At 45.5% G+C, this 26,644-nt stretch carries 17 protein-coding genes; 4 read left to right on the top strand and 13 right to left on the bottom strand.

Annotated features, from left to right (window positions below):
* Positions 1 to 228: 228 nt before the first annotated feature.
* From panB to panC, 6 genes are all read right to left on the bottom strand, one after another.
* On the bottom strand, positions 229 to 1,044 hold the full coding sequence (gene panB, locus B5Z18_RS00350; RefSeq protein WP_079467436.1) for a 3-methyl-2-oxobutanoate hydroxymethyltransferase: 816 nt from the start codon (positions 1,042 to 1,044) through the stop codon (positions 229 to 231).
* 95 nt (positions 1,045 to 1,139) lie between these two features.
* Positions 1,140 to 2,027: a Ppx/GppA phosphatase family protein gene (locus tag B5Z18_RS00345; protein ID WP_079467435.1), complete on the bottom strand. Its 888-nt coding sequence runs from the start codon at positions 2,025 to 2,027 to the stop codon at positions 1,140 to 1,142.
* A 45-nt stretch (positions 2,028 to 2,072) separates the two neighbouring features.
* Positions 2,073 to 4,217, bottom strand: a complete 2,145-nt coding sequence (gene ppk1 / locus B5Z18_RS00340) for a polyphosphate kinase 1 (RefSeq protein ID WP_079467434.1) — start codon at positions 4,215 to 4,217, stop codon at positions 2,073 to 2,075.
* Positions 4,218 to 4,351: 134 nt separating this feature from the next.
* A complete protein-coding gene (locus B5Z18_RS00335; RefSeq protein ID WP_079467433.1) occupies positions 4,352 to 5,362 on the bottom strand; it encodes a lysylphosphatidylglycerol synthase transmembrane domain-containing protein in 1,011 nt (336 codons plus the stop codon).
* Positions 5,363 to 5,412: 50 nt separating this feature from the next.
* Entirely contained in the window at positions 5,413 to 5,757 is a 345-nt protein-coding gene (gene panD / locus B5Z18_RS00330; RefSeq protein ID WP_079467432.1) for an aspartate 1-decarboxylase, read from the bottom strand.
* A gap of 115 nt (positions 5,758 to 5,872) precedes the next feature.
* Positions 5,873 to 6,736 carry a pantoate--beta-alanine ligase gene (panC, locus tag B5Z18_RS00325; protein ID WP_079467431.1) on the bottom strand — a complete coding sequence of 288 codons (864 nt, stop codon included), beginning with the start codon at positions 6,734 to 6,736 and terminating at the stop codon, positions 5,873 to 5,875.
* 110 nt (positions 6,737 to 6,846) lie between these two features.
* Here panC and B5Z18_RS00320 point away from each other — a divergent pair, with 110 nt between their 5' ends.
* The 4 genes from B5Z18_RS00320 to B5Z18_RS00305 all read left to right on the top strand — a co-directional run bounded on the left by B5Z18_RS00320 (position 6,847) and on the right by B5Z18_RS00305 (position 12,367).
* On the top strand, positions 6,847 to 7,665 hold the full coding sequence (locus B5Z18_RS00320; protein WP_079467430.1) for a glycogen/starch synthase: 819 nt from the start codon (positions 6,847 to 6,849) through the stop codon (positions 7,663 to 7,665).
* 97 nt (positions 7,666 to 7,762) lie between these two features.
* A complete protein-coding gene (locus B5Z18_RS00315; protein ID WP_079467429.1) occupies positions 7,763 to 9,124 on the top strand; it encodes a DUF4270 family protein in 1,362 nt (453 codons plus the stop codon).
* 21 nt (positions 9,125 to 9,145) lie between these two features.
* Positions 9,146 to 10,402 (top strand): methionine adenosyltransferase, encoded by a 1,257-nt coding sequence (gene metK, locus B5Z18_RS00310; RefSeq protein ID WP_079467428.1) that lies wholly within the window; start codon positions 9,146 to 9,148, stop codon positions 10,400 to 10,402.
* 558 nt (positions 10,403 to 10,960) lie between these two features.
* Positions 10,961 to 12,367 (top strand): right-handed parallel beta-helix repeat-containing protein, encoded by a 1,407-nt coding sequence (locus B5Z18_RS00305; RefSeq protein ID WP_227024526.1) that lies wholly within the window; start codon positions 10,961 to 10,963, stop codon positions 12,365 to 12,367.
* Between the two features lie 78 nt (positions 12,368 to 12,445).
* On the opposite strand, the gene B5Z18_RS00300 is transcribed toward B5Z18_RS00305, so the two are convergent.
* The 7 genes from B5Z18_RS00300 to B5Z18_RS00270 form a co-directional block, all read right to left on the bottom strand.
* Entirely contained in the window at positions 12,446 to 13,387 is a 942-nt protein-coding gene (locus tag B5Z18_RS00300) for an alpha/beta fold hydrolase (protein WP_079467426.1), read from the bottom strand.
* A gap of 6 nt (positions 13,388 to 13,393) precedes the next feature.
* Positions 13,394 to 14,161: a carboxylesterase family protein gene (locus tag B5Z18_RS00295; protein WP_079467425.1), complete on the bottom strand. Its 768-nt coding sequence runs from the start codon at positions 14,159 to 14,161 to the stop codon at positions 13,394 to 13,396.
* A gap of 58 nt (positions 14,162 to 14,219) precedes the next feature.
* Positions 14,220 to 14,936 carry a TolC family protein gene (locus tag B5Z18_RS00290; RefSeq protein ID WP_079467424.1) on the bottom strand — a complete coding sequence of 239 codons (717 nt, stop codon included), beginning with the start codon at positions 14,934 to 14,936 and terminating at the stop codon, positions 14,220 to 14,222.
* Positions 14,933 to 16,366: an O-antigen ligase family protein gene (locus B5Z18_RS00285; protein ID WP_079467423.1), complete on the bottom strand. Its 1,434-nt coding sequence runs from the start codon at positions 16,364 to 16,366 to the stop codon at positions 14,933 to 14,935. Before B5Z18_RS00285 ends, B5Z18_RS00290 begins: the two co-directional genes overlap by 4 nt.
* Positions 16,367 to 16,486: 120 nt before the next feature.
* Positions 16,487 to 17,566 (bottom strand): acyltransferase family protein, encoded by a 1,080-nt coding sequence (locus B5Z18_RS00280; RefSeq protein WP_079467422.1) that lies wholly within the window; start codon positions 17,564 to 17,566, stop codon positions 16,487 to 16,489.
* Between the two features lie 10 nt (positions 17,567 to 17,576).
* Positions 17,577 to 19,763 (bottom strand): GumC family protein, encoded by a 2,187-nt coding sequence (locus B5Z18_RS00275; protein ID WP_079467421.1) that lies wholly within the window; start codon positions 19,761 to 19,763, stop codon positions 17,577 to 17,579.
* 391 nt (positions 19,764 to 20,154) lie between these two features.
* Positions 20,155 to 26,274 (bottom strand): fibronectin type III domain-containing protein, encoded by a 6,120-nt coding sequence (locus B5Z18_RS00270; RefSeq protein WP_079467420.1) that lies wholly within the window; start codon positions 26,272 to 26,274, stop codon positions 20,155 to 20,157.
* Positions 26,275 to 26,644 lie beyond the last annotated feature (370 nt).

Below are 26,644 nucleotides of genomic sequence, written 5' to 3'. Positions count from 1 at the left end.
CCGCTAAGCGGCGCTGCAGGAAAGGAAAAGAAAGGAAGTGCTACCTATGGCACATGGGAGCAGGTGCTCCGCAGATAGGAGAGTAAAGAGAGTTGTATGTTTAACAGGTAGTTCATTCAACTTATAAAGTGCGAAGCGAATATAGGGAATTTATATTAAATACAAATGACGAATTTGTATGGAGATAATGATCTCTCTGCAAATCCGTCATTCTTACTTATCATTTAATCAGTACTGTTCATTTTCATTCGGGAAATCTTTGGATTTTACATCATTGATGTATGCCTGGGTGGCGCCAAAGATCTGGCTGTAAAGGTCGAGATACCGACGGAGGAAACGTGGTTTGAACTCCTTATTAATGCCGAGCATATCGTGCATTACCAGTACCTGTCCATCCACATACCTGCCTGCACCGATGCCAATGATGGGAATTTCCACGGTTTCGGCAACGATCTTCGCCAGTGATGCCGGGATCTTTTCCAGTACAATGGCAAAGCAGCCGGCTTCCTGCAACAGTTTCGCGTCCTTGATCAGCTTATTGGCTTCTGCTTCTTCCGTAGCGCGTACGGCGTAGGTACCAAACTTATAAATCGACTGGGGCGTAAGTCCCAGGTGGCCCATTACCGGAACACCGGCGGAGATAATACGTTTTACGGATTCGATGATTTCTTCGCCGCCTTCAATTTTGATACCGTGGGCGCCTGTTTCTTTCATAATACGGATGGCAGATCCCAATGCTTCTTTGGAGTTCCCCTGGTAAGAGCCAAAGGGCAGATCCACGATCACAAAGCAGCGTTTAATAGCCCTGACTACGGAAGCGGCATGATAGATCATCTGGTCCAGCGTAATAGGAAGGGTGGTTTCATGACCCGCCATTACATTGGATGCAGAATCTCCCACCAGCAGGATATCAATGCCTGCATCATCAAAAATGCGGGCCATAGAATAATCATACGCAGTAAGCATGGAGATCTTTTCCCCGTCTACTTTCATCTTCTGCAGTATATGCGTAGTGACACGCTTTATTTCTTTATTCACAGACATAAGCAGTGAGCTTTTAGCATTTAGCTGTTAGCAATAACCGCAAAGGTGGCAATATAAAAAGATAAAAGAAAATGTTTTTTATGTACGGCCGGGGATCAGGAACTCACCGCGATTTCCTCATAAAGGGCATGAATAAGGCCATCTGCAAGCCCTATCTTGGGTACATATATTTCCGGCGTATCTGCCCAGCGCATAATATTTACATAGATCTGCAGGGCAGGAACAATCACGTCGGCGCGGTCTTCCCGCAGGCCGTACAGGTGAATACGTTCTTCCACGGTGAAGGCGCTGAACTCCTTGTAATAGTCTTTCAGCGTATCCAGTGAAAGGGGCTTGCCTTCTTTTCGTTTAGAGAGAGAGAATATTTTATTGATGTTACCACCGGAACCGATCGCAATCACGGGGCCGATGCCTTTGAGTTGTTGTTTCAGAAAGTCCTTCAGCTGCTGCCAGTGCGCTTCGGTTACCTGTTGCTGCAACAGCCGGATCGTGCCTATATTAAAGGATTCTTTAAAGATTTGTTTGCCCGCGCTGAAAAGGGTGATTTCTGTGCTGCCGCCGCCTACATCGATGTAGAGGTACGACTTTGTTTTATCCATGTTTTCAGCCACATGGTTTTCGTAAATAAAAGCAGCTTCTTCCTGACCCGTAATGATCTGTATATCGATGCCGGTTTGGGCTTTTACTTCCTGCAGGATACCCACGCCATTGCTGGCGTCGCGCATGGCAGAGGTGGCGCATGCCTTGAGATATTTCACCTCGTATACATCCAGCAGCAGCTTATAGGCCCGGATGGTATCAATAAGATGTGTGGCCTTTTTGTCTGAAATAACCTGGTTGTTAAATACGTCAAAACCCAGCCGTAACGGTACTCTTACCAGGTTTAGTTTGGTAAAGTCCATTACGCCCGCACTGTTCGGCGATGCTTCAGAGATGAGCAATCTGGCAGCATTGGAGCCTATATCAATCGCAGCTAATTTCATCTGTCAGTCGTTAGATCAAAAGGGCAAAAGTATAACTTTTTAAAGTTAATGGTATTCTTTTTCGTGCAGGTATTTATAGATCTCTATCTGTGTGCGGATCTTTTTATCACCTGCTTTCTTATATTCATTTTTCTGCTCGTTGTCCAGTATACGGGCTTTTACATTACCGCTGAGCTGAATATTCATGATGTCTATCAGTTCCTTGCGTATAGCCGGGTCCGTTATAGGAGCAGCAGCCTCCACACGGTGATCCAGATTACGGATCATCCAGTCGCACGAAGCAATGTATACCTTTTCCTGACCCCCGTGGTGAAAAATAAATACGCGGGCATGTTCCAGGTATTCATCTACAATACTCACAGCGGTGATATTCTTTTTCCACTTTTTATTTTCCGTATAGGCGCAACAGATACCTCTTATTACCATCTTTACTTCCACGCCGGCTTTCGCGGCTTCATACAGTTTGGTGATGAGGCCAGCATCAGAAAGTGAATTCATTTTAATGGTGATAGCCGCTTTCTTTTTATGCTTCGCATTCTTGATTTCCCGGTCCATCAGGCGGAGGAAGGTATCGCGCATGTTAAACGGGCTAACCGGGAGGGTTTTGCAGCCCTGCAGGATTTTGATATCATGCCGGACGTTTTCCAGGTACGAAAAGATGCGGTTCATATCAGCAATGATAGCGCGGTTGGTGGTGAGCAGGCAGTGATCGCCGTATACCCTGGCCGTTCTTTCGTTGAGATTACCGGTGCTTACAAAGCCGCATTGCAGTGTTTTGGTACCAATCCGTTTTTTGATCACACACAGTTTGGCGTGGATCTTCATATTCGGGATACCCAGTAACACTTTCACGCCTTCCTCTTCCAGTCTTGATTTCCAGTCGAGATTGGCGGCTTCATCAAAGCGCGCACGCAGCTCCAGTACTACGGTTACCTGTTTACCATTACGTACGGCATTCACCAGTGCATTTACTATTTTGGAATTACGGGCAAGCCTGTACGCAGTTATTTTTATAGAAGATACATTCGGATCTATCGCGGCTTCCCTCAGCAGGTCGATGATGGTATCAAACGAGTGATAAGGGAAGTGCAGCATTACGTCCTGCTGTTGTATTACATGCATTACGCTGGGCGCATTAACAAACAGCGGATGGGTAAAGGTTTTACGGTGTAAATGAGGCGGGAAGATGGATTCCGGGAAATCCATAAAGTCTTTGAAGTTATGGATCCTGGCGCCTGGTATCAGGTTATCTTTTCCGGACAGGCCCTGTCTGCGCATCAGGTATTCCAGCAGCAGCGGGTCTATGTCCTTGTCATATACAAACCTTACCGGCTTGCCTTTACGGCGGTCTTTCAGTCCTTTTTCAATCTGGTGAATAAGACTGTCGGAAATATCATTATCAATATCCAGTTCCGCATCGCGCGTTACTTTGATGATGTGTGCGGAAAATTTATCGTAACCGAAATAGGAAAAGATATTGGGTAAGCAGAAGCGTACCAGGTCTTCCAGCAGGATGATATCATGTTCTCCGGGTTTGGAGGGCAGGATAATAAAGCGTGGAAGTACAGTGGTAGGTATTTCTATGAGTGCAAATTTTTGTCGTACAGAATTATCCTGGCGGGCCAGTACAATAGCCAGGTAAATAGATTTATCACGCAGGATAGGGAACTGTTGTATGCTTTCAATCATCAGGGGAATGATGTTGGTGCGTACCTGTTCATTGAAGTAGTTGAGTACAAATTTCTGTTGCTCGCGGTTAAGCTGCTTTTCCGTTCGCATGAAGATGTGCTGGGCTTCCAGTTCTTCCGCAATATCTTTCCACACGAGGTCAAATTCGCGCTGTTGCTCAATTACACGGGCCTGTATTTCATCCAGTATTTTATCAGGATTTTCTTCGAGATGCATTTTTCCGGCTTTACCGAAAGACATCATGCGTTTGAGGGTAGCTACTCTTACCCTGAAAAATTCATCGAGGTTATTGGAAAAGATGCCTAAGAAGCGGATACGCTCATGCAATGGAACGGTTTTGTCTGCTGCTTCCTGTAAAACCCTGGCATTAAAAGAGAGCCAGCTGATATCCCTGGCAATCATTTTCTTCTTCTCTGTAAGGGGCTTCTTGGTTGTTTTTTTTGGTACTGTTACTTCGGGCATTGTCATAATATCAAGGTTCTCACCATTCGGCAAACGCATACGAACTTATTTACATTCAAAAAAATCACATCGTCTAAACCACGATGATACAGCTTTCGCTTTAATTGAAGTATTAAATTAAAGTTAAAGAAAATAGGGGAGAATGTGGCGAAGGGGATTTCCCTTCGCTTAACTTAACTACGTGCAGGAAGTTTTTTATTGTAAACAGGTAGCGCCACCAGGCTGATGAAGCCGAGCAGGATCACCAGCACTGTTTGTGCCACCCAGATGATCCAGCCAAAGGCAAAGCCGATAGCTAAAGGGATGCCGTACAGCTCCAGTGATTTCTGTACCAGGGGCTGGTAAGCGCCAATACCGCCGGGGGTAACGATCATGCCTACACTACCAATCATCAGTACGGCGAGAGCTGCACTGATGCCCAGGTGGCTGGTTTCTTTCAGACAGAAGAACCCGATGTATACCTGCGACAGGTAGCAGGACCAGATCAACACCGTATGTATCAGGAACCAGCCTTTCTTTTCCATTTTGCCGATAGAAAGAATGCCTTCCATGATACCTCTTGCAAGGTTTTTAATGGTGATAGCTACTTTGGATCTGGCAAATTTTTTCAGCAGCCAGAGTAAAAGCAGTATTATGCCGGCGAGTATCACTATGCCTATCAGCAGCTGTATACCATTGGCGTGTGCTATTTTATTGGATACCGGTACGAAGATCGATTCGTTGACGTAGGATCCGAGAACATCCAGCTGGGTGAGTACGGTGAGGGCCATGAGCAGGAGCAGGCAAACCATATCTACTGCGCGTTCCGCGATCATGGTGCCTACGAGTTTGTCTGCCGGCACTTTTTCATACTGGGCCAGTATTCCGCAACGGGTTACTTCTCCCAGGCGGGGTACCGCGAGGTTGGCGAGGTAGCCCACCATTACCGCAAAAAAGGTGTTTAGTGTGGTGGGCTGATGACCCAGTGGTTTCATCAGCAGTTTCCATCTTACGGCCCTGAACCAGTGACTGGCAATACCGATGGTCATGGTGGGTATAAGCAGCCAGTAATTGGCTTTACGGAAAGCGGTATTGATCTGTTCCCATTGTTCTGTTGTGATGTCTTTGGTAAAAAGCCATATCAACAGCACCCCGATGCCGAAAAAGCAAATAAACTTAATGACGTTCTTAAGCATTTTGGGCATGATCCAAAGTTGTTTTAGGGCGTTAGTTAAAAACAGGTACAGATACGGGTTTACAGTTTATTTCCTTCTTTGGGGAAAATGGCAACAGGCGTATATTTTTTCGCTTCTTCAAAATCCATAGTGGCATAGGAAATAATAATTACTATATCACCTGGGGCAACAAGACGGGCAGCGGGACCATTCATACAGATCACACCTGAACCACGTTTTCCTTTGATCACATAGGTTTCCAGGCGTTCTCCGTTATTTACGTTTAATACCTGCACTTTTTCATACTCGATTAAACCAGCGGCGTCCATAAGGTCTTCGTCAATCGTAATACTTCCAACATATTGCAGATTGGCTTCCGTCACAACCGCGCGGTGAATCTTACACTTTAAAATTTCGATTTGCATAATTTATACTGGCTTAGCGCTATAGAGCGTTTGCAAAGCTAGGGAAAAAATATGGAAGATCGAACAGGGGATGCAGCAGTAGTGCAGTGTCTGCTGCATCCCTTGCGGGATAAGGTTAGAGGCTGCCCTGCAGTATCATATTATCGATAAGCCGGACGCCATCCAGCCAGGCTGCAACGGCAACAACTACGGTAGCATTTCCGGGCGGCTGATCCAGGGGAACGAGGGTATCATTATCCAGCCGGAGGATATCCACGTATTCCGGTTCAAAGCCTTGTTTCTTGAGTGTATCAAAAGCTTCATGGGCGCCTTCCATAAAGTGAAGGCCTTTCCCGAAGTTATCTTTTATGTGAAGAAGGGCCTGGTAGATCCCCACAGCTTTTTTCCGGGCAGCGGGAGAGAGGCGCGCATTGCGGCTGCTCATGGCCAAACCATCTTTTTCCCTTTCGGTAGGACACACCACCAGCTTTACCGGGGAATGGGTTATGGCAAGGAGCCGGCGGATGATAAGACATTGCTGCAGATCTTTTTGTCCCATAAAAAGCTGGTCAGGTTGCACAATATCCAGTAACTTGTGTACAATACGACCCACGCCCTGAAAATGCCCTGGGCGGAATTTGCCTTCAAGGATAGTTTCCAGGTCGCCGAAGTCATAATGCAGATCGCTTTCCAGACCTTCGGGATACATTTCCTCTACGGATGGTAAAAAAAGTATATCTGTCGATATATTATTTAATTTTTTTATATCCTCTTCTATTGTGATGGGATATTTTTCAAAATCTTTTGGATCATTAAACTGAGTTGGATTGACAAAGATGCTGCAAACGACCACATCATTTTTTTGCCGGGTTGCCTGAATAAGTGACAGGTGACCGGCATGGAGGGCTCCCATAGTGGGCACAAAACCAATGCTTTTGTTGCTTTTTCTTACCAGGTCCAGGTGCTTCTTCAGGTCCGCGCTGCGCTTAAATAGATACATAAATCATTGCTTAAAAGGATGTTAAAACTGACAGATTGACCAATATTCCGTAAAAAATCCGTAATTTTGCAAGCCAAATTAAAAATTACTGCATTAATAATCAGCGTTAAATGTCCACAAAGAAAAGAATTCTTTTTATTGCCCAAGAGATGTCGCCGTACCTGGAATTGAGTGATTACGCGGCAATGGTCAATAAAATGGCAATTAAGTCCAATGAGGCTGGCCTGGAAGTGAGAGTGATCATGCCTAGATTTGGAATTATTAATGAGAGAAGACACCGTTTGCACGAGGTCGTAAGATTGTCGGGGATCAACATTGTGATTGACGGGGATGATTACCCATTGATTATCAAGGTGGCTTCGCTTCCAAACGCCCGGTTGCAGGTTTACTTCCTGGATAATGAAGATTATTTTAAGCGTAAAACTGTGTTTGCCGATGAAAACGAAGAGTTTTTTGACGACAACGCAGCGAGAGCTGTCTTCTTTTGCAAAGGAGCCCTGGAAACGGTGAAAAAGTTCGGATGGCCTCCGGACATCATTCATTGCAGTGGCTGGATGACCTCTCTGATACCTATGTATCTGAAAACGGCTTACAAAAAAGAGCCTGTCTTTGCCAATTCAAAGATCATATATTCGCTGACTCCCAATACATTCAAGGAAAAGTTAGGCACTACCTTTGTTAAGAAGGCCACAATCAGTAACCAGATCAAGGAAAAAGATATGGAGCTGTTTAAGGAAGGTACCAACACTGCACTGAACAGGGGAGCGGCAAAATACGCGGACGCAGTTGTACTGGCCGGTGATAAACTGGAAAAGAAAGTAGTGGACGAAGTGAAAGCGGAAAAAGGAAAGATCATTCTGCCGTTTAAAAAAGACAACGATGATCTGGGCGATTACCTGCAATTGTATAATCAACTGCTGGGTAAATAACCATCAAGTCCACCTTTAAAGCGTAGTTGAAGCGTATTTAAAGCGTATTAAAAGCATGTTCGGGCAGTAAAACCAATACTCACTAACAACATAACGCGTGAAGATCAATTTCAGGAACCTTAGCTTCTTAGCTACCTATATTACTCTGCTGTACGGAGCAACCGGTTGTAACAAATCCACTATCCTGGGAAGTGGTTTAATTCCTCCCGGCGATTTTGTGAATGCACAGGACACAACGCTCACAGGTATTATTGCCAATAACATACTCCGGTATGATTCCTCTATTTTAAACGGACAAAACGCCTATAATAAAATCCTGGGATCTGTTACCACCGACCCTGTTTTTGGGAGGACTCACGCTTTCGTATACACGCAGGTATCGTTACCCAAAAGCGCCTTTACCTTTGAAGGTACCGGTCAAACACTGGATTCCGTTGTATTGTCGCTGAGCTACAGCGGCTATACCGGTGATTCTTCCTCACCTCAAACCTTCCGGGTGTACCGGATGGCTGAAACTGGGTTCACCATCGACTCCAATTACGCTTATAACAAAGCCCTGGCTTATAACCCGGGAGAGCTACTGGGTACTGCTACCGTTACGCCACTGTCGCTCCGTGACTCCGTAAGCGTTTACGGTACCAAGGAAACCGCCCAGCTGCGTATTAAACTGAGCACCGCTTTCGGTAATCAGCTGCTGAGCCAGAAGTCTGATGGCGCCTTTGCCACAGATTCCTCTTTCCGCGCTTACCTGAAAGGGTTTGCCATTGTACCGGATACCAACCTCGGTACCAACAGGAACATGATTTACCTGAACCTGAACAATACCAACACGAAGCTGACGGTGTTCTATAAAAACACCACAGCCGATTCGCTCCGCGCTACCATGTCGTTCGATCAGTATGCCAGTGCCCATGCCAATTACTTCACCCGTAATTACAATGGTTCACAGGCCGCCAGGTTTATCAATACCAGCAACCCGAACGGGGATAGTATCCTCTTCCTGAACGCCGCACCGGGGCTGTTTACCAACCTGACGATACCTGGTCTGGAAAACTTCCCGAATGTATTGATCAATAAAGCTGAGCTGGTGATTACACAAATAACTTCCGGCCCAAGTGATATGAATAATATATTTATTGAACCAGGAAGCTTATCTTTACGCCAGTATACAAACGGTGATACCACCAAGATCCCCGCAGACTATTATACAGGAGGAGGCGCAGCCTATTTCGGCGGCACCCGCCAGGTGATTACCAACTTTGGAGGCGTACAGGTGGTGCAATACACCTTTAACCTCGCCAATACCATGCAGCGGTTTATCAGGAAACTGGACCCCAACAAGGGTTTCAAGCTTGAAGGATATTCGCCGTTGTACATGGATCTGAACCGTGTGAAAGTAGGTGGTAGTAACCTGTCACAGTATAATATCAAGCTCAGAATTATTTACACTAAACCATAAAACTACTAATCCCAGTTTTTTATGCCTTATTTATTTACATCTGAATCCGTTTCAGAAGGACATCCTGATAAAGTAGCTGATCAGATCTCTGACGCTTTGATCGACAACTTTCTGGCATACGATGCAAAATCTAAAGTAGCTTGTGAAACGCTTGTAACTACCGGCCAGGTTGTTTTGGCAGGTGAGGTGAAATCAGAGGCATACCTTGATGTGCAGGACATTGCAAGAGAAGTAATCCGTAAAATTGGCTATACCAAGAGTGAGTACATGTTTGAAGCGAATTCCTGTGGAATTCTTTCTGCCATACATGAACAATCTCCGGATATCAACCAGGGCGTTGACCGTAAATCTCCGGAAGAACAAGGTGCGGGAGATCAGGGTATGATGTTTGGTTATGCTACCCGCGAAACAGAAAACTACATGCCGCTGGCACTGGATCTGGCACACAAACTGTTGCTGGAACTTGCTGTACTCCGTCGTGAAAATAAAGAAATCAAATACCTGCGCCCGGATGCCAAATCCCAGGTAACCATCGAATATTCTGATGATAATAAACCGGTAAGAATCGATTCTATCGTAATTTCTACCCAGCACGATGATTTCGATGCTGATGAGAAAATGCTGGCAAAGATCAAGGAAGATATGATCAATATCCTGATCCCCCGCGTAAAAGCACAGCTGAAACCGGAACTGCAAAAACTATTTGAAGGCTTCGATATCAATCACCATATCAACCCAACCGGTAAATTTGTAATCGGTGGCCCTCACGGTGATACCGGCTTAACCGGCCGCAAAATCATCGTAGACACCTACGGTGGTAAAGGTGCTCACGGTGGTGGCGCTTTCTCCGGTAAAGATCCTTCCAAAGTAGACCGTTCCGCTGCTTATGCAACCCGTCATATCGCCAAAAACATGGTGGCTGCAGGTGTGTGCGACGAAATACTGGTACAGGTATCCTACGCTATCGGTGTAGCTAAACCATGCGGTATTTATGTAAACACCAACGGTACCTCCAAAGTGAAACTGAACGATGGCGAGATTGCAAAGAAGATTGAAGAGATCTTTGACCTGCGTCCTTATGCGATCGAGCAAAGACTGAAACTGCGCAACCCTATCTACAGCGAAACTGCTGCTTATGGTCACATGGGCCGCGAACCTAAGGTGGTTACCAAAGTATTCAACAAAGGCAAGAAACACGAGAAGAGTGTGGAAGTTGAGCTGTTTACCTGGGAGAAGCTGGATTACGTTGACAAAGTAAAAGCAGCTTTCGGTTTATAATCACCCCGGAAGTATTATATATAATTACAAACTGGCCGTTTCAACTATTGAGACGGCTTTTTTGTTTAGAGCCTGTACCTTTTTATTCATTTGTGCTTCATTTTATCACATTTTTAGAATGTGGAAAAGTTTTTCAATTTTTTTATAAAAAGTTCAAAAAAAGTTACATATTACTATTGATTTTATAGTATATTTAATAGTAATATTATTGATTGGCCTACGTTTTAAGACTGGCAAGCGCATTATCGGATCGGCCCATTTGGGAATAAATGCATAAAGACGTCAGTTCGCTTCCTGAAATCCGTTGTAACTCATAAAGCCCCTTTTCAGGCATATAATATTTCGCGGTGGACGTCCGTTAAGATGCTGTTTTATATCCAAAATTCTTGGATATTCGCAGCCATAAATTAAAATGGACCGTTTAAATTGTTTCCGGAGACAATTGTATGCAGTGCATTATTTTTTGAATGACCGAATCCATATCACTTGAATCAATTTGCAATTTACCAATGGGTAATTGTGAGCTTTTTATTGAAACCATATAATATCTGAAAAACCATGAGGCACTACATTACCGCACGATTGTCTATGTTTACATTCGTATCCGTTGCTCTGGCTTTAGTCATCACAACTGAAAGTTGCAATAAGGATCAATTAAGCCAGGTACTACCGGAAAATAATCCAACTGAAACTGCTGCAAAGCCCCCGGTCGGCGGGAAGCAATACACGCTTGTTCCCGACAAAGACGGGAGATTGGTTGTAGATGGGAGCATTTACAAAGCCGGAGAAATTTTGAATCTGAAAGGAACATTTTCTGCTATCGTTTTTAATAACCTGAAAGGCGCTTCAGGCAGCCCGATCATTGTTAAAAACGCCAGTGGCACCGTAGTTAAAATAGGTAATCCATCCTGGAGTGGTGGTTCCTGGGCTACAGCCATCAGTTTTGTGAACTGCCATTATGTGAAAGCAGGTGGTGAAAAATCAAAATCTGAATTTGTAGTACAAGGAAGTACCCAGACAGGCAGGGAAGCATATTTCGACTTTACGCTCAGCCAGCACACCGATAATTTTGAGATCGCCAATGTTACCATACAGAACGGCGGCACAGGGATATGGGCTAAAACAGACCCGGTAAAGGGCGATGTAAGCACACAGTATCCTAATTCCTACATGGAGAATCTGCTGATCCACGATGTGGCTATCAGCGGTACCAACAACGAAGCATTCTATATTGGTCACACTGCCCTTTACTGGAACCTCACTGCTAATGCCCCTTACTATGGTGCTCCTTCAGGGTTTACCAGCGGACAGGAGTATGTGCAGCCCATTAAATGGCGCAATGTAAAGATCTATAATAATAGTGTTTCAAATGGTGGCGCAGATGGCATCCAGACTGCCGCTATCGACAAACTGGAAATATATGGCAACACCGTTACTAACTGGGGTGGCCAGCATAATTCAGGTCATAACGGCGGCATCCTGATCGGCGGCCGTACTACCAACACCAACGTGCACGACAACTATGTACACGATGGATGGGGTGAACTGATCCAGTTTTACGGATCCGGCGAAAATGGCGCCACACACATTATCCATAACAACCTGTTGAGAGATAACCAGGGAGATGGTGTGAGCCTGAGAGGAACCGACAAGGCAGTGGTGCAAATCACCAACAACACCATTGCAAGAACCGGTGGCGTGTCTCTCCGTATTAACGGCTATTTCGGCCAGACTGCAGCGCAGATCGTTAAAGATAACGCGTTCATTCAACCACGTGTAAATGGCGGCACAATTGTTCCTAATGCCTATATATACACTGAAAATGGAGCGTCTGTTACAGAGGGAACCGGCGCAGATGCCAATTCCAAATTTGCAACAGTGGCGGATGCTGGTGTGGACACCAACAATTTCTATCAGCCTAAATCCGGTTCAGCATTGCTGACCACGGGCTATAGAACAAACTAATCCGGACAATTCAGCAATATGCTATAATGAAACAGCCGCCCTGGTTATCCGGGCGGCTGTTTTCTTTTTTACCGGGCATTATTTTTTTCCTTCAAGATACTTCCACATCATTTCATTCACCTCCTGTGGTTGCTCATAATGAGGCATATGCCCGGCACTGTCTACTTCATGTACTTCTAAAGTTGGGTATAAAGCAGTATAAGAACTTAATTTTTCTTTTGAGAAAAAGGGGTCTTGTTTACCATAGATGAGTAATATTTTTCCGGCTGGTATTTTCTTCAGTAAATAAAGCTGGCTTTGATTCAGCATGTTCATCCAGGACGACAGCGTGATACGCTTATACCCCCTGAAATTTATAAAATATTTTAACCGCTCCGCGTAGCTGTTGAACAGCGGCTGATTGACGAATTCTTTCCGTTGGTTCTCCACTGAGCGGGGATACCAGTAACCACTCATTAAAATATCGCTCATAACCGGGATCCGCAACAACCTGCTGGGCTGAAGGTCGCCGCTGGCAGCTGGTCCCAGCAATATGATCTGTTTTACACGTTCCGGGTGGCCGGCGGCGTAATCCAGCCCGATAGGGGCTCCCATTGACATTGCGATCATATCAAATGACTGGCGAAGCTGTAATGTGTCCAGCAAAGCAATCAGTTGCCTCCGGTACAGGCCAAGGTCATACACCGTTTCCGGCCGGTCGGAATAGCCCCTGCCGTAAAGATCATAAGTAAGCACCCGGTAGCCTTTGGACAGGAGATAGGGGATGTTAAACTTCCATACTTCCATGCCACTGCAGCCACCTCCGTGGATCAATACCAGCAACCGGGCGGTGTCGGGGCCATACAGGCTGTAATGTACAAGTCCCTGTTCCAGGCGTATGAACTGCCCCGGTGCAGATTTGCGCGTGTGCTCATTGAGAGGCGCGGTTTCCTGCCCGTGTTTAATGAACAGGAAAGCCGCTATCAGCAGCAATAGAATGCCACCCACCAGTGATAGTATCCATTTAGCGACCCTGGGCATACGGGATTATCTTTTAAATTGCAGCAGCCACTCGTAAATATTCATACCATCTTCCCGGTAGGAAGGGTTGTAATATTGTTCCCAGCAGCAGTGTTTATGCTCCCCGATGCTTAGTTTGGTCAGCCCCGGTTTGTATTTGTTTGTACTATCCGCATAAAGTTTACAGTTGCCAAGAAACACGGGTTCTTCACGGCCACCGAAATACCATACATGAATATTGTTCTGCGCGGTTACCTGGAAACTTTTCAGGTTCTCTGCATCAATAGTGGCAGGAGACATGTTCACGGCTGCGGCCACGCGCTTTGCCGTTCTTTTATCGGTTACGGCCATCGCAACAGACCATCCGCCCGCACTGTACCCGGTGATGTAAATACGGGACGAGTCGATCGGGTATTTTTTCAATACATCCGTAATCGCCGCATCCAGGTGTTCCGGACCAAGTGACCAACTGGTGGCCAGCGGCGCCATTACAATAAACTCATATTTTTTGCCATCTACTTTATTAACGGCATCAATATTCTTTCCTTCATGCATTTGTCTCGCTACGCCCTGCCGGAAGATTTTAGTAATATCGGTACCCGCAATACTTCTGCCATGAAGACAAATAAGTAACGGGTATCTTTTGCCGCCTTTCAGATTGTCCGGTAGCTTCAGCAGCGCCGGGATGCGGTGCCATGGCGTAATCTGCACCTCAATCTGTTTGAATGGTTTCAGGTCCTGTGCAGACAGTAATGCTGTCTGCAGCATGAACGTGATAATAAGAAATACTCTCATTCTTGATTTTATTTTCGGTAATCTGCCTTGCCGGCAATCATGTTCACAAACCTCCATCTTATAAATGAAGCAATACTTCTTCCAGCGAAGTGCCGATAATTGCTTCCAGTACCAGCTTTGATTGTTTTACTTCTCTTTCAAGGTTTACCTTACGCACCATTTCTGCATTATAAATACGGTATGCATCATTCAAACCTTCCACGGCAGTGTTCTGGTCTCCTTTTGAGAAGCGCTGTTCCACCTGTTTGTAGTGATTGTAGGAATCTTCCAGCAGGGGGAGTTGCAGTTCATACAGTTGTTTGTTCGCTGCATAGTCTTCGTAGGCGCGCAATACGGCCGATTTCAAAGCCAGCTTTTCACCTTCTTTCTGTTGTTCGAATACTTTCCCGTTTGCCTTCGCAGTTTTTACTTCGTTAGGAATGCTGATCAAATGTCCGAGCGGCACATTGATACCGAAGTTGTACCTGGGGTATAGTGTATTGTTGCTGGTGGTACCGCTTCCTTTAATGGTAAATTCATTCAGGTTACCTGAAGCAACAATCATATCCAGCCAGCCGGCTTTAGCCCTGTTTTCGTCGTATTTCGTAATCTGTTTTTTTATGTCCAATGCTTTGATCTGGGGATTTTCCATTGCAAGCTCCACCAGTCTTGCTTTCAGTCTGGCCACTGTTGGCTGATCTGCAGGCAGGCGCAGCACAATGCTGGTATCGGCTCTTTGCGCCTTTGCCACTGTACCTGTTAATGCTACTAATAAAAAGAATAGTACTCGTTTCATGTTGTGATATTTGGAGATGATAATAAATATTTTAATTTTATAGAGATGCCGTTGAGGGCATAGTAAAGCAGGGCTGATTCAATAAGGCCGGATGATTCCTGTGCATAAATACTTACTACCAGGGCGAACATCACACAAAGGATGACCAGCGTAAACTGCTTTTCCATTTCTGTTCTGCTGGCAAAATAATTGGCGACCATATATTGCATCACCATGTAGATATTTACCATGATGAGCAGTAGGCCAATCCATCCCTGTTCAAGGGCGGTACGTAAATAGCCACTGTCGGGCGGAAAGCCATCCAGTTCACTGCCGGAACCAGGTTCGCAGCTGAGGAATCCGCCACCGATAGGATGGCTGTAGATGTAAGGTTGTATACGATGCCTGTTCACTTCCCGCACATTCAGGGATGCGTCTTCCGAGCCGGAGAAGGCAGTCCTCATCCTGATAACAGTGGAATTACCGTGAAACGGACCGAACATCAATACCAGGAAAGCAAATACAAATACCAGTGCGCCAATCACGGTATTCCTGTTCCGCAGGTTTACAAACAGCATCATGATCAGTCCCATTGGAACCATGATGTAAGCCGTGCGGGTACCGGAAAATCCCAGTGCCATAAACTGAAGCGCCAGTGATATCAGCAGGAACACTTTTTTTGATGCAGATATCATTTTACTGGAGCTGGTCAGCAGTACAATATTTATAATACAGCCGCAGGCCATGATAACGCCAAATACAGCGGGGTCCGACACAAAGGAGAAAATACGGATGCCGGTGAGAATAATTACTGTTTTGAATTTCTCCGGGTATTTGGCGATGTACGCTTTTTCAAACGGCATTAATCCAAACCACTGCTGAATACACGCATAAAAGGCTGCTATAGTAAGTATGATAATCCAGAATTTCAGGAATACTTTCAGGTCATTCATGTTGCGGATCATTTTCATGACCAGGTACATAAAGATCATATTGCGGACAAATACCCGCGCAAAGGTGGTCCAGCCATGCCGGTCGAAAACAAACGCGGGATTGAAAAACTGCAGCAGCACGTACCCTCCGTAGATGTAAAAGGTGATCAGCACAGGATCCCGGAGAAAGTCTACTTTCTTAATACTGTCGTCTCCTGCCTTTAGCAAACTGCCCAGTAACGTGATTAACAGGATGGCATCTATCAATACGCCCACGGGTATTTCCGTGCCGGACATTCTTTCAAGCAAGCGTACTGTCAGTGCTACCGTACAGGAAATAAAATAACCTGCGCGGTAATTCAGAATAGAAATCGCAGCAACAGTGGTTCCTATCACCAGCCCGATGAGCAGCGCAATGTATTTTATCTCCTGGGCGCTGATATAAGCTATTGCCGGAATCAGCAGTACCCAACCGATAATAATAAATATATTGAAGATATTTTTTTTCGCAATTTCCACTTAGGTCAATTTATAAGAACACTATTTTAACAGCCATAGCGATAATAGTAAGCGCTATAAAGATTAGGATCAGCATCTGATGAAGATGTTGGTCTATCGGCTTTTTCTTTGGTTGTACTTTCATATAAAACTATGTGTCATTATTTTTCCATTTGAACGGCTTATACCAAACTTTCCTGTAAAGAGGAAACTGCATCCTATTTTTACCAGTAAACGGTAAGCAATAATCGAAAGCAGGATAGCGGATGGTATACAGATCAGCAGCAATACTATTCCGTTGGTAATTCCGATACTCAGCAGCATTGCCCGCAATGCCGCAAAAACAGTAATATGCAGCAGATAGATATATAGAGAGTAATGGCCGGTTACGCTCAGGAACTGCAGCTTCTGCAGTTTTGCAAGCCAGGATGCCAGCATTATTACAAACAAACAGCCATTAAGCGCAATGAGCATTAACAGGTACAGGTTCATTTGCTGATGATAGAGGTAATACCATTGCAGGGCACAAAACACCGGTGTCAGCACGAGCAGGTTTACCGGGTTGGATAACTGCTGTTGTGTTTGCCCACGGAAAAAGTATCCCGCAGTAATATCGCCGATTGCAAAGTAGATGTAGTGCAATGCAATATCATAAAGCGCACTGTGGCTTCGCACATAAGGCGCTACGCCCAGCAGTAGCAGCCCTGTCACCAGTTGCCAGCCCTTTTTCTCTTTGATCAGCAGTGATGTCAGCAGGTACAACATAGTTACGTTGAATAACGCAAACAGGTACCACAGCTGATCCAGCGTTCTTGGCTGGAGCAGGATATTCAGAAAATCTCTTCCCGACCGTTCTGCGTTTGAGTAATCTGAAAAGAAGATCTGTAAACTGATTTGTATTATTGCCCAAAGTATATAGGGATATAATAGCGTATTGATCTTTGATATTCCAAAGCTTACGGCGCCTCTTTTAGCAACACTTCTGCTGAAAAAAAATCCGGAAAGCAGGAAAAATAATGGCATCCTGAAACTGTAAAGCATATCGTTTGTAGCCAGCACCTCTTTTGGAAGAGATACGCCCCGCGCCACCAGACCATATGCCAGATGACGGTAAACCACCAGTACAATGGCTATTCCCTTGGCGTAATCGATCCAGGCATAACGCGAATCATTTTTTTCGGGCCGCAAACTAAATATGTCTTTAAAGATCCGTTGATACATGTTTAAAAGATCAAAGCTCAATAAAATCTTCTTTTACATTATTCAAAACTACTCCCAGGAACTTATCACCAAGAGATTCCAGGAACTCGGAAGATTCTCTGTCAATCTGTTTTATTTTTAAATGAGATGAGAAAATTGCCACCACACCTTCGGCGTAAGCCGCCAGCTCGCGGCTATCTGTGAAATCGTTCAGTGGCGCGCCTTCCATCAAAATATAATCGTAATGTTTTTTCAGTTCCGGCAAATAATTGAGCAGGTGGTTCGGTGGTAAAATTTCTGACGGCGTATAGTCGCCACCTTTACATCCGATAATTTCAATACCTGGTGTTTCGTAAGTAGTAACAATCTCTTTTACCTTTTCAATGGAAAACTCTTCCGGTGGTACAGAGAAATGTTCCAGGGTTGGCTTTGCTTCCATTTGAACGCTCACATCGTTGTTACAAAAATTGGTGTCGATGATCAACACTTTCTTGTTGCTCAAACTAAGGCTGTAAGCCACTGCCTGCAGCAATGTGGTTTTGCCCTGCTGCGGTTCTGTACTGGTGAACAAAAATATTTTTTTACCGCTGCTTTCCAGTTCATACCTGAGTTTGCGTAACAGTTCACGGAAAACATTTTGTCTTTTTAACCATTGCGCTTCATCCGTTTTCCGTTGCAATATTTGCAGCAATTTATATCGTTGAAGATTGGTATGATTGATAGTGGCAATCAGTTTCAGGTTGGAGCTGCGGTTGAATACAGAAGGTGATTTCAGTGAATTATCCATAAACTCATGGAAGAGAATGCCGATGCAGGAGATCATAAAAACAGCCATGCCAGACATGCCCATAATGATCAGCCTTTTGGATGATTCGGGTGTGAAAGCCGGTTGTCCTTTTAATGTTTGACGGAAATTATCCTGTGGAACATTCCGGTTATCCAATGCGGACCCCAGTTTTTCTTTCAGCTTATTATATTCATCCTGCGCTAACTCTACTTCCTGTTGCAGGGACGTAACAGTAGCTTCCTTATTGGCGTAAGAGCCAACAGAGGAACGAAGATTACGGATCTTTCCTTCCAGGGTGCTGATATTTAACCTGGAGGCGCTTACCTGTGCTTCCAATGCGTCTCTGCTTTGGATCAGTTCTTCGCGGGTACTCACTTTACCGGTAGTAGCAGAGGCGTCCAGCAGTGCCTTTTGCAGTTTGGCGCGCTGCGTTTTTATTTTCTCTGCCAGCGCATTATCAGTGGAACCGGAATTTACGTACTGGTCATTCAGATCGTTGATCTGTTTTCTCAGGCTAACTATTTCTCCGTTTGAATTGGAATAAGTTGGTTTGCCACTGCTTGCCTGGGCCAGCTGTGCGTTTACATTACTGAGAGAAGCCTGCAGGTTATTGTAATTAGCTCTTTCATCTGATACAGATTTCTCAAACTGTTTGATCAGGTCCCATTCGTTGCCACTGGCGGTTTCCACGTTTAACACGCCCTGTTGTGTTTTGTAACCTCTGAGCGCTTCAACTTTCTGATCCAGTTCCTGTTTCTTCTGGTTCACCAGTGCTTCAAATGTCTCTACGTTTTCAACAGAACGTTCGGAACGTGAACTGCGGTAAAAACGGATAAACTCTTTGTAAAGAGTATTAACGGTGTAAGCAGATAATTCAGGATTATCTGAATAACAAATGATATTGATATAATCTGTACGGGAAAGGCGGGTAGCGTAAAGCATTTTACGGATAGACTCAAAGTCGTACCGGTAAATCTTCATGAACTCCAGTATTTTTCTTTCTTCAGGCTGAGAGGAAGAGAGTATTTGCAGCGAGTCAATTTTCTGGCGGCAGATACGTACAATTTCTTCCTTGTTAGCACTGGTATAATGAGGATCTTTTAAATCTTTTTCTGAAAGATTCCTGAATGGTTTGTTGGACGTAAGATCGTGTACCATCAGGTCGCACGCCAGCAATCCGATCACCAGCGGGGAATTCATGGTTTCGATGACGTTATCAAATTTAACGTCCGCTTCAAAAAGATTCAGATTTTCATCGCGTAGTTTAATCTGTTCATTTGTTGTAAAGCCTGTTGCCATTTGGGCAGTGGAGGCATATAACTTGGGTTTACCGATGGTAAAGGCAAATGCTGCTGCCACAGCGGCGATGGTGCTGAACAGGATCCACCATTTCTTTTTAAGCAATGCCTTTATAAAATACACAATGTCCATATAGAATTTTTCCTTTAAGCTTTAATTGATACGCAGAGTGGGATACACAGATAAGTGTATATCAGCCTTGCCCCGGCGTGGTAACTGGCATGTCAGAGGAGATGGTAAAAAATAAGATGATAATGTTTGGCAACAAGCCTTACAATATATCAGGTTTTTGGTGAGGATGAGGTTAATGGGGAGATATCCGGGGAGCATAGCTATCCAGGTATATCCGGTTATGGCTCAAAGGTAAAAGATTATATTAAAACACACTTTATTTTTAAGCGAAACATAAAAATTAGTTGGTAACCGTTGAAGTTTGGCGGGTAAAGAGAATATTTTACAAAAAAACCGTTCCGGAACATCGCCCGGAACGGTTTTACTTTTATAATAATCATTCAGTTACAACTCAGTTCTGCCTGATAAGTTTAACACTCTTTGTTTCACCGGTAGAGGAAGTGATCTTCAGGATGTACACACCCGGCAGTACTACTGTACGTTGTGTATTGATCCTTATCAGGTTTTTACCCTGTGGTACTTCTTTCCTGGTTTCACTGTAGAGACGCTTACCACTGAGGTCATTGATTTCGATGAGCATTACAGGTGCTGTTTTCTGCAGTGTCATATCAATGGCCAGGTTATCTATGTAAGGGTTTGGATAAACGTTCACCAGCATGCTGTTTTTTGCAATGTTTGTTGTCACGCTCATTGAACTGCCGGTACCCATCAGCTGGGTATTATTGCCCAGGTTTTGGATATTGGTGGTAGCAATAATTTCCATCGCATTCAGATAGCCAACCTGACCGCCCGGAGGGATGCTGAGGGTGAAGGCAATTTCACCGTTGGCGTCCGCTGTAAGGTTCAGGAAATCGGCCGTTGTGCTGGTATTGTTTTGCGCACTCAGCGTTTTACTTACACCATTGATGGTGAATTGGGTGCTGCCGTTATCCGGCTGTGGCGCCCACCATTTACTGTTGGACAGGAACTTGATGGTGTAAGTGGTATTGGCACTTAACCCGGTGAGGTGACCGTGCATTACCGGTGCGCCTGTAAAGAAGCCAGGTAATGAGCCAAAGTACAGGTATTCGGCCAGTACCGCATCCGGATACACACCACTGTTATTACCGGTGGTAGCGCCTTCAACGCCTGCTGCCCACCATGTTTCATCAAATCTCAATCCTACGGTAGTGGTTTGTCCCTGATCGTTTTTCAGGTTAGACGTAGCGCCTGTAATATTGTTCCATGGAGCCGGTACCGTGTTATTGAGCTTGAAGTTCAGTAACAGTTTGTAACTGCCGCTGGTATTCGGCGGCGGAGTTACCGTGATATTGAATGTAGTAGTATCAGCAGCGCCGTAGGTATCTTTCACAATAACTTTTACATTATTGTAGGTACCTGCATCGCTGATAGTTGGTGCAATAGAAAGCGATACGTTACCGCCTGATTGCGTCAATGTAGCAAAAGAAGGCAGGTTGACGGTACTATAAGTAATCGGGTTGTTGTCCGGATCCGTTGCCGTCACGGGAACATTCAGACTATAACCTGCCTCCACACTCTGGTTGGTAATATCTGTTATTACCGGTGCGTGATTGACTGTTGGTGCTGTGGAAGTACCCGCTACCACTTCGATGGCATTCAGGTAACCTACCTGTCCGCCCGCAGGGATACTCAGCGTAAATACTATTTCACCATTCGCGTCGGGGCTGAGGTTTGTGAAGCTCACCAAGCTAGTGGAATTATTTTGTACATACAGTGTTTGGCTAACACCGTTGATCGTAAATTTCGTGCTGCCATTATCCGGCTGCGGCGCCCACCATTTACTGCTGGAGAAGAATTTAACGGTAAACTTCTTACCGGCTTCCAGGCCAGTGATATGGCCGGTCATGCTTGGCGCTCCGGTGAAGAAGCCCGGCAATGAACCAAAGTAGAGGAAGTCGTTGATCACAGCATCAGGGTATACACCACTGTTATTGCCGGTAATAGCGCCTTCACCATTGGTAGCCCACCAGGTTTCATCAAACACAAGGCTGGATGCGGTGGTTTGTCCCTGGTCGTTTTTCAGGTTGTTGGTAACTCTGCCGGTAACATTATTCCATGGAGCTGGCGCAGTACTGTTCTGTTTAATATTGAGGAACAGTTTATAACCGCTGGTATCTCCACCTGCGGGTGCATTCACTGTGAGGTTAAATACCGCCGTGTCGCTGTTGCCATGAGTATCCGTACCAATTACGCCGATGTTGTTAAACTGACCTGCGTTGTTGGTAGCAGGGGCCACCAGGAGGTAAGGATTACTACCCTGGGACTGTACTACAGAAACAAAGGAAGGAAGGCTATAACCGGTGTAAGTAATGGCATCATTTTCAGGATCGGATCCCTGCAGCTGTACATGCAGGGTATCTCCGGCTGTCAGCGTTTTATTCGGAATAGCCGTAATTACCGGAGGCTGATTCACTACAACGGTAGTATCACCGGCTCCACCTGCATTTATTTCCATCGCATTCAGGTAACCTACCTGGCCACCGGCCGGAATGCTGAGGGTAAATTTGATTTCACCGTTAGCATCTGCTGTCAGGTTTTCAAAAATCGCAGTATTCGTAGTATTATTCTGAACGTTCAGGGCTTTGGTTACACCATTAATAGTGTACTGTGTGCTGCCGTTATCCGGCTGTGGCGCCCACCATTTACTGCTGGAGAAGAACTTAATGGAATAAGTCCTGTTTGTTTCCAGACCGGTGAGGTGTCCGTGCATAGACGGCGCACCTGTAAAGAAGCCTGGAAGCGAACCAAAGTAAAGGTACTGGCTCATCACGGCATCAGGGTATACACCGCTGTTATTGCCGGTAGTGGCGCCTTCTGTACCTGCTGCCCACCATGTTTCATCGAACGACAGACCAACACTGGTGGTTTGTCCGTTGTCATCTTTCAGGTTGGAAGTAGCCCCGGTGATATTATTCCACGGTGCAGGCGCCAGGCTGTTCAGTGTGAAGTTAAGGAGCAGTTTATAGTTAGGTGTTGGTTTATCCACCACGGTTAATACGAAGCTGCGTACATCAATACCACCCTGGTTGTCTGTTGCCTGTAATTTAATAGTATAAGTACCGGATGCGCCATAACCTGGTTGCAGGTTGATCACACAGGTATCATTATTACTGGTTATGGTGGCAAAAGGAGGAATCTGGAGTGCTGTCCAGGTGTAGGTATTACCCGGATTCAGATCATGCAGGGATACCTTTACGGTTTTCTGCGTTCCTTCATCTGCGCTCCATCCTGCAACGGAATCTATTACCGGAGGATAGTTATCATTTACGATGATATTAAACAATGCGGTATCCTTTCCGCCGTTAGCATCTGTGGCAATCACTCCAACACCGTTATAGGTGCCCTGCTGTGCCGCTGTTGGCGCCAGGATCAGGGAAGTGGTACCGGCGTTCTGCTGCAGGGAGAAGAATGCAGGTGCGTTATAAAGACTAAAGGTAATCGCGTCATTATCCGGATCGGTAGCCGACAGCGGGATACTCTGGGTGGTGCCGTAGCGGATAGTCTGACTGCTGATGTCAGCTATCACCGGCGGATTGTTCAGTGATTTTGCTATCACCGCTTTGGTAAATGCAGAGTAACCGCCTTCACCGAAAGCTCTTATCTTATAATATACTACTGTATTGGCAACGAGGGAAGAATCAGAGAATGTTCCCTGTCCGGAAGCCACAGGACCCAGGCTCTTCAGCACGCTGAAGTGCAGGCTGTCTGCCAGGGAGCGTTGAATTTCGTAACCTGTTTCAATGGTGCTGTTATCTGTCCAGGTTAATTTCACTACCTGGGTGGAAAGCGCCTGTGTAACCAGGTTGGTAGGCACTGCCGGTGGTAATGGCTTGGCTGCTGTGGTAGCATTGGCTACAGCGCTATAGGCCGACTCTCCATAAAGGCCGATAGCCCTTATCTTATAATAGTAAGCAGTGGAGGCGTTCAGCGCAGTATCTGTATAGCTTACCGCATTGGCAGCCGCAGTAGCAACGATGGTATAAGTTCCGCCGCTGCTGGTGCTTCTGTATATTTCAAAGCCTGTTTCATTATTGCTTTTATCTGCCCATGTCAGGTTTAGTTTGCTGTAATTATTTACAGCTACTGCCAGGGTAGTTGGAGCGGTAGGTGCGGTACCATCTACTACAGACGTATCAATAAAGGCTTCTGCCGGTATCAGCGTACGGGTATTGATGCCCGCAGCAGTACTGGTCCAGTATACGCCCATAGCGGAGCCGCCGCCGCCCTGGAAGTAGGTAACCGTGATAGGATACACACCCGCATTGACAATTACAGTACCTGATGCGTAAGCAGCAGCATGAGCGCCGTCGTTATTTACGGTTGCAGTTGCAGAGTTGCTGTATGCTTTATTGAAATACAGCTTGCTGCCATCATCTGAATACGTTTCAAACTTATAGGTACCGGTAACAGGGATACGGATATAACCAGTCCACATTACCGCGTAATTGGTGGTAACACCAGCTGGTACAATACTCTGGTCCGGTACATAAGCCTTACCTGTTTGGGCAGGTGTAAGGTTGGTAAAGTTGGGCAGGTTGCTGTAAGAACCGGTATAATATTTATAATTAAGATTTGCCTTTTTGGTTCTCACCGTTACCTGGTTACTTGGGGTAGATGATTTTCCCGACACATCCTTAGCCTTCACATAGAAGTTATACAAAGTACCATCTGTAAGACCTGTTACGGTTGCGGTAAGTACATTGCCTACGGATGTTCTCAACACATTGTTTGCATAAACATCATAACCGGCGATACCTGCATCATCTGTAGCAGCAGACCAGTTCAGTATTACCTGGTTATTGGTATAGCTACCGAGGGTTAAAGACGGAGGGGCAGAAGGAGCAGAACTGTCTGTGGCAGTGGTGCCTTTTACCTCAGCAGAGAGAGGTCCGGCCGCATTGTCGTTTACAGGACGTACTTTATAGAAATAGCTGGTATTTGGAATAAGATTGTTATCAGTAAAGGTAACTACGTTGGCATTGTTTTTTCCAACAAGCACATAAGGGCCACCGGCCTGGGTTGCCCGGTATATTTCAAAATACTTTTCATTATATGCCGGTGTGGCGTTTTCCACCCACGATAACACGATCTGTGTTTTGGTGAAACTGTTTACCACTAAGCTGCTGATAGGATCAGGCCCGTTCACACCGGTGCTGTTTACAACCCTGAATGTATCGGAGTAGGTGCCGATGCAGTAGTTTGGCGCTTTAACCCGTACTACATAAGCTCCCGGAGTAGAGGTTGTTAAAGTGTTGGTGGTGCTGATAATGGTGGCGCTGCCTGCGCGTATCCATTCATAACTGAGCATACCCGCAGGTACCTGCAGCGTAATACCGGTACTGCCATCCGGAGCCGGAAGCACATTGCTGACAAGGGCAGGGGAGGTGGTAATGGTTTGTGGAGGAGAAGCTGGCTTATAACTGATCACCAGCGGGGTCGGCGACCAGCCTGTCCAGCCGTTAGGCAGTTGCCCTCTTACACGATAGGCGCCCGGAGTGGTTACCGCGATGGAGTTGGATGTGCCGGTAGATATAGTGACACCATCTTTCTGCCATTCATATTGTAAAAATCCCGGCGCTATACCAACGGTGATAGTTTCGCCCGGACAAAAAGTTGCAGATCCATATAATGGATAAGGATTCAGCCTGTTGGCCCTCAGCATGAAGGGCGCAAAATCAGGCTCGTTCCAGGCGTCAGTCCAGGTATTGTGTGCGTCGTTGGGGTAAGTAGTTAGTTTAAAATTGCCACCGGCGGCATTAATCAATGCCACCACCTGGTTAGTAGTATAAGGAGCAGGGTTGCCATCCAGGCCACCCTGGAAAAGCCACATCGGCGTAAACTTGTAGGTATCAATATGATTGCCGTAATCTGTGGCCATTGCGCTCATTGGTAAAGAAGCCGCTGTTAACTGGGGATAGCGCATGGTGAATTCCCATGTGGCCCATCCACCGCCGGACAACCCGTTTACGCTCAGGCGATCGGGATCGCCCTTCGCGCTGGTAACAATGGAATCAATCACCTCTTTCAGGTTATCGTAGTCGTTGGGACCCCAGTAACCACCCTGGCTTTGAGGATAAATAAGATAACCATCGAACTGGCCGTTATCAACGCGGCTGGCCCATGTCTGGCCTCCCCATAATAACTGGTATTCGTTATCGTAGATGGTGCCTTTTTCGCCTACACCATGAAAGAACAGGTAAATGGGATATTTTTTCCCGTCGTTTACACCAGGGGCATAGGTTTTCGGGAATTTCAGGCGAAATGCCATGTTCTTATAAATGTAGCATTTATAAGAACTGGTGGTATAACTCATCCTGACTGTTCTCACCCATTTGGTGATCTTGTCGTACTGCGGATCTGCTGGGGGGGCTGCAGGATTGTAAGTGATTACAGGATCACTGGGGTTTAACGCTGTTTGGGCCTTCACTGCAGGTAGATAGCAGAGCCCTAAGAGCATTAAAAGGAGCATGCGGTGTAAAGTTCGATTCATGGAAGTATGTTATATGTTATGTTATCCGGCAGTCATTCGGCTTTAACTGCAGAAAAAAAAGTATAACAAGCACTGATCCGGAAAGCCGGACATACTTGCAATTCAAAGGAGATGGTAAAAATTAAATACACTCCGGATAGCTATTATCCAAAGTTGACGTGGCTTTATCGAAGGATGAGGTCTTTGGAAAAAAATGGCTGTAGGTAAATCATCAATTCACTGATGGTGTATTTGTATTCTCAGCTCATTTGTGACAAAAATGATTCTACAATTGGTTTTATATATTCACCACTAAAGTAAATAACTGTAGCTATATATTAAGTTTTTTTTTGCAAACGGCGTTTTTTTGCTGGTAAACGCAAATTTTTGT

It is taken from the genome of Chitinophaga ginsengisegetis (assembly GCF_900168065.1).
Lineage (GTDB): Bacteria > Bacteroidota > Bacteroidia > Chitinophagales > Chitinophagaceae > Chitinophaga > Chitinophaga ginsengisegetis.
Note: the sequence above shows the minus strand (reverse complement) of the source record. Positions and strands in the feature narration are given on the sequence as shown.

Bases quoted from the DNA above. Each gene is read 5' to 3' on its own strand.
- panB (WP_079467436.1), bottom strand. From the start codon at position 1,044: ATGTCTGTGAATAAAGAAATAAAGCGTGTCACTACGCATATACTGCAG.
- B5Z18_RS00345 (WP_079467435.1), bottom strand. From the start codon at position 2,027: ATGAAATTAGCTGCGATTGATATAGGCTCCAATGCTGCCAGATTGCTC.
- ppk1 (WP_079467434.1), bottom strand. From the start codon at position 4,217: ATGCGTTTGCCGAATGGTGAGAACCTTGATATTATGACAATGCCCGAA.
- B5Z18_RS00335 (WP_079467433.1), bottom strand. From the start codon at position 5,362: ATGCCCAAAATGCTTAAGAACGTCATTAAGTTTATTTGCTTTTTCGGC.
- panD (WP_079467432.1), bottom strand. From the start codon at position 5,757: ATGCAAATCGAAATTTTAAAGTGTAAGATTCACCGCGCGGTTGTGACG.
- panC (WP_079467431.1), bottom strand. From the start codon at position 6,736: ATGTATCTATTTAAGCGCAGCGCGGACCTGAAGAAGCACCTGGACCTG.
- B5Z18_RS00320 (WP_079467430.1), top strand. From the start codon at position 6,847: ATGTCCACAAAGAAAAGAATTCTTTTTATTGCCCAAGAGATGTCGCCG.
- metK (WP_079467428.1), top strand. From the start codon at position 9,146: ATGCCTTATTTATTTACATCTGAATCCGTTTCAGAAGGACATCCTGAT.
- B5Z18_RS00305 (WP_227024526.1), top strand. From the start codon at position 10,961: ATGAGGCACTACATTACCGCACGATTGTCTATGTTTACATTCGTATCC.
- B5Z18_RS00300 (WP_079467426.1), bottom strand. From the start codon at position 13,387: ATGCCCAGGGTCGCTAAATGGATACTATCACTGGTGGGTGGCATTCTA.
- B5Z18_RS00295 (WP_079467425.1), bottom strand. From the start codon at position 14,161: ATGAGAGTATTTCTTATTATCACGTTCATGCTGCAGACAGCATTACTG.
- B5Z18_RS00290 (WP_079467424.1), bottom strand. From the start codon at position 14,936: ATGAAACGAGTACTATTCTTTTTATTAGTAGCATTAACAGGTACAGTG.
- B5Z18_RS00280 (WP_079467422.1), bottom strand. From the start codon at position 17,566: ATGTATCAACGGATCTTTAAAGACATATTTAGTTTGCGGCCCGAAAAA.
- B5Z18_RS00275 (WP_079467421.1), bottom strand. From the start codon at position 19,763: ATGGACATTGTGTATTTTATAAAGGCATTGCTTAAAAAGAAATGGTGG.
- B5Z18_RS00270 (WP_079467420.1), bottom strand. From the start codon at position 26,274: ATGAATCGAACTTTACACCGCATGCTCCTTTTAATGCTCTTAGGGCTC.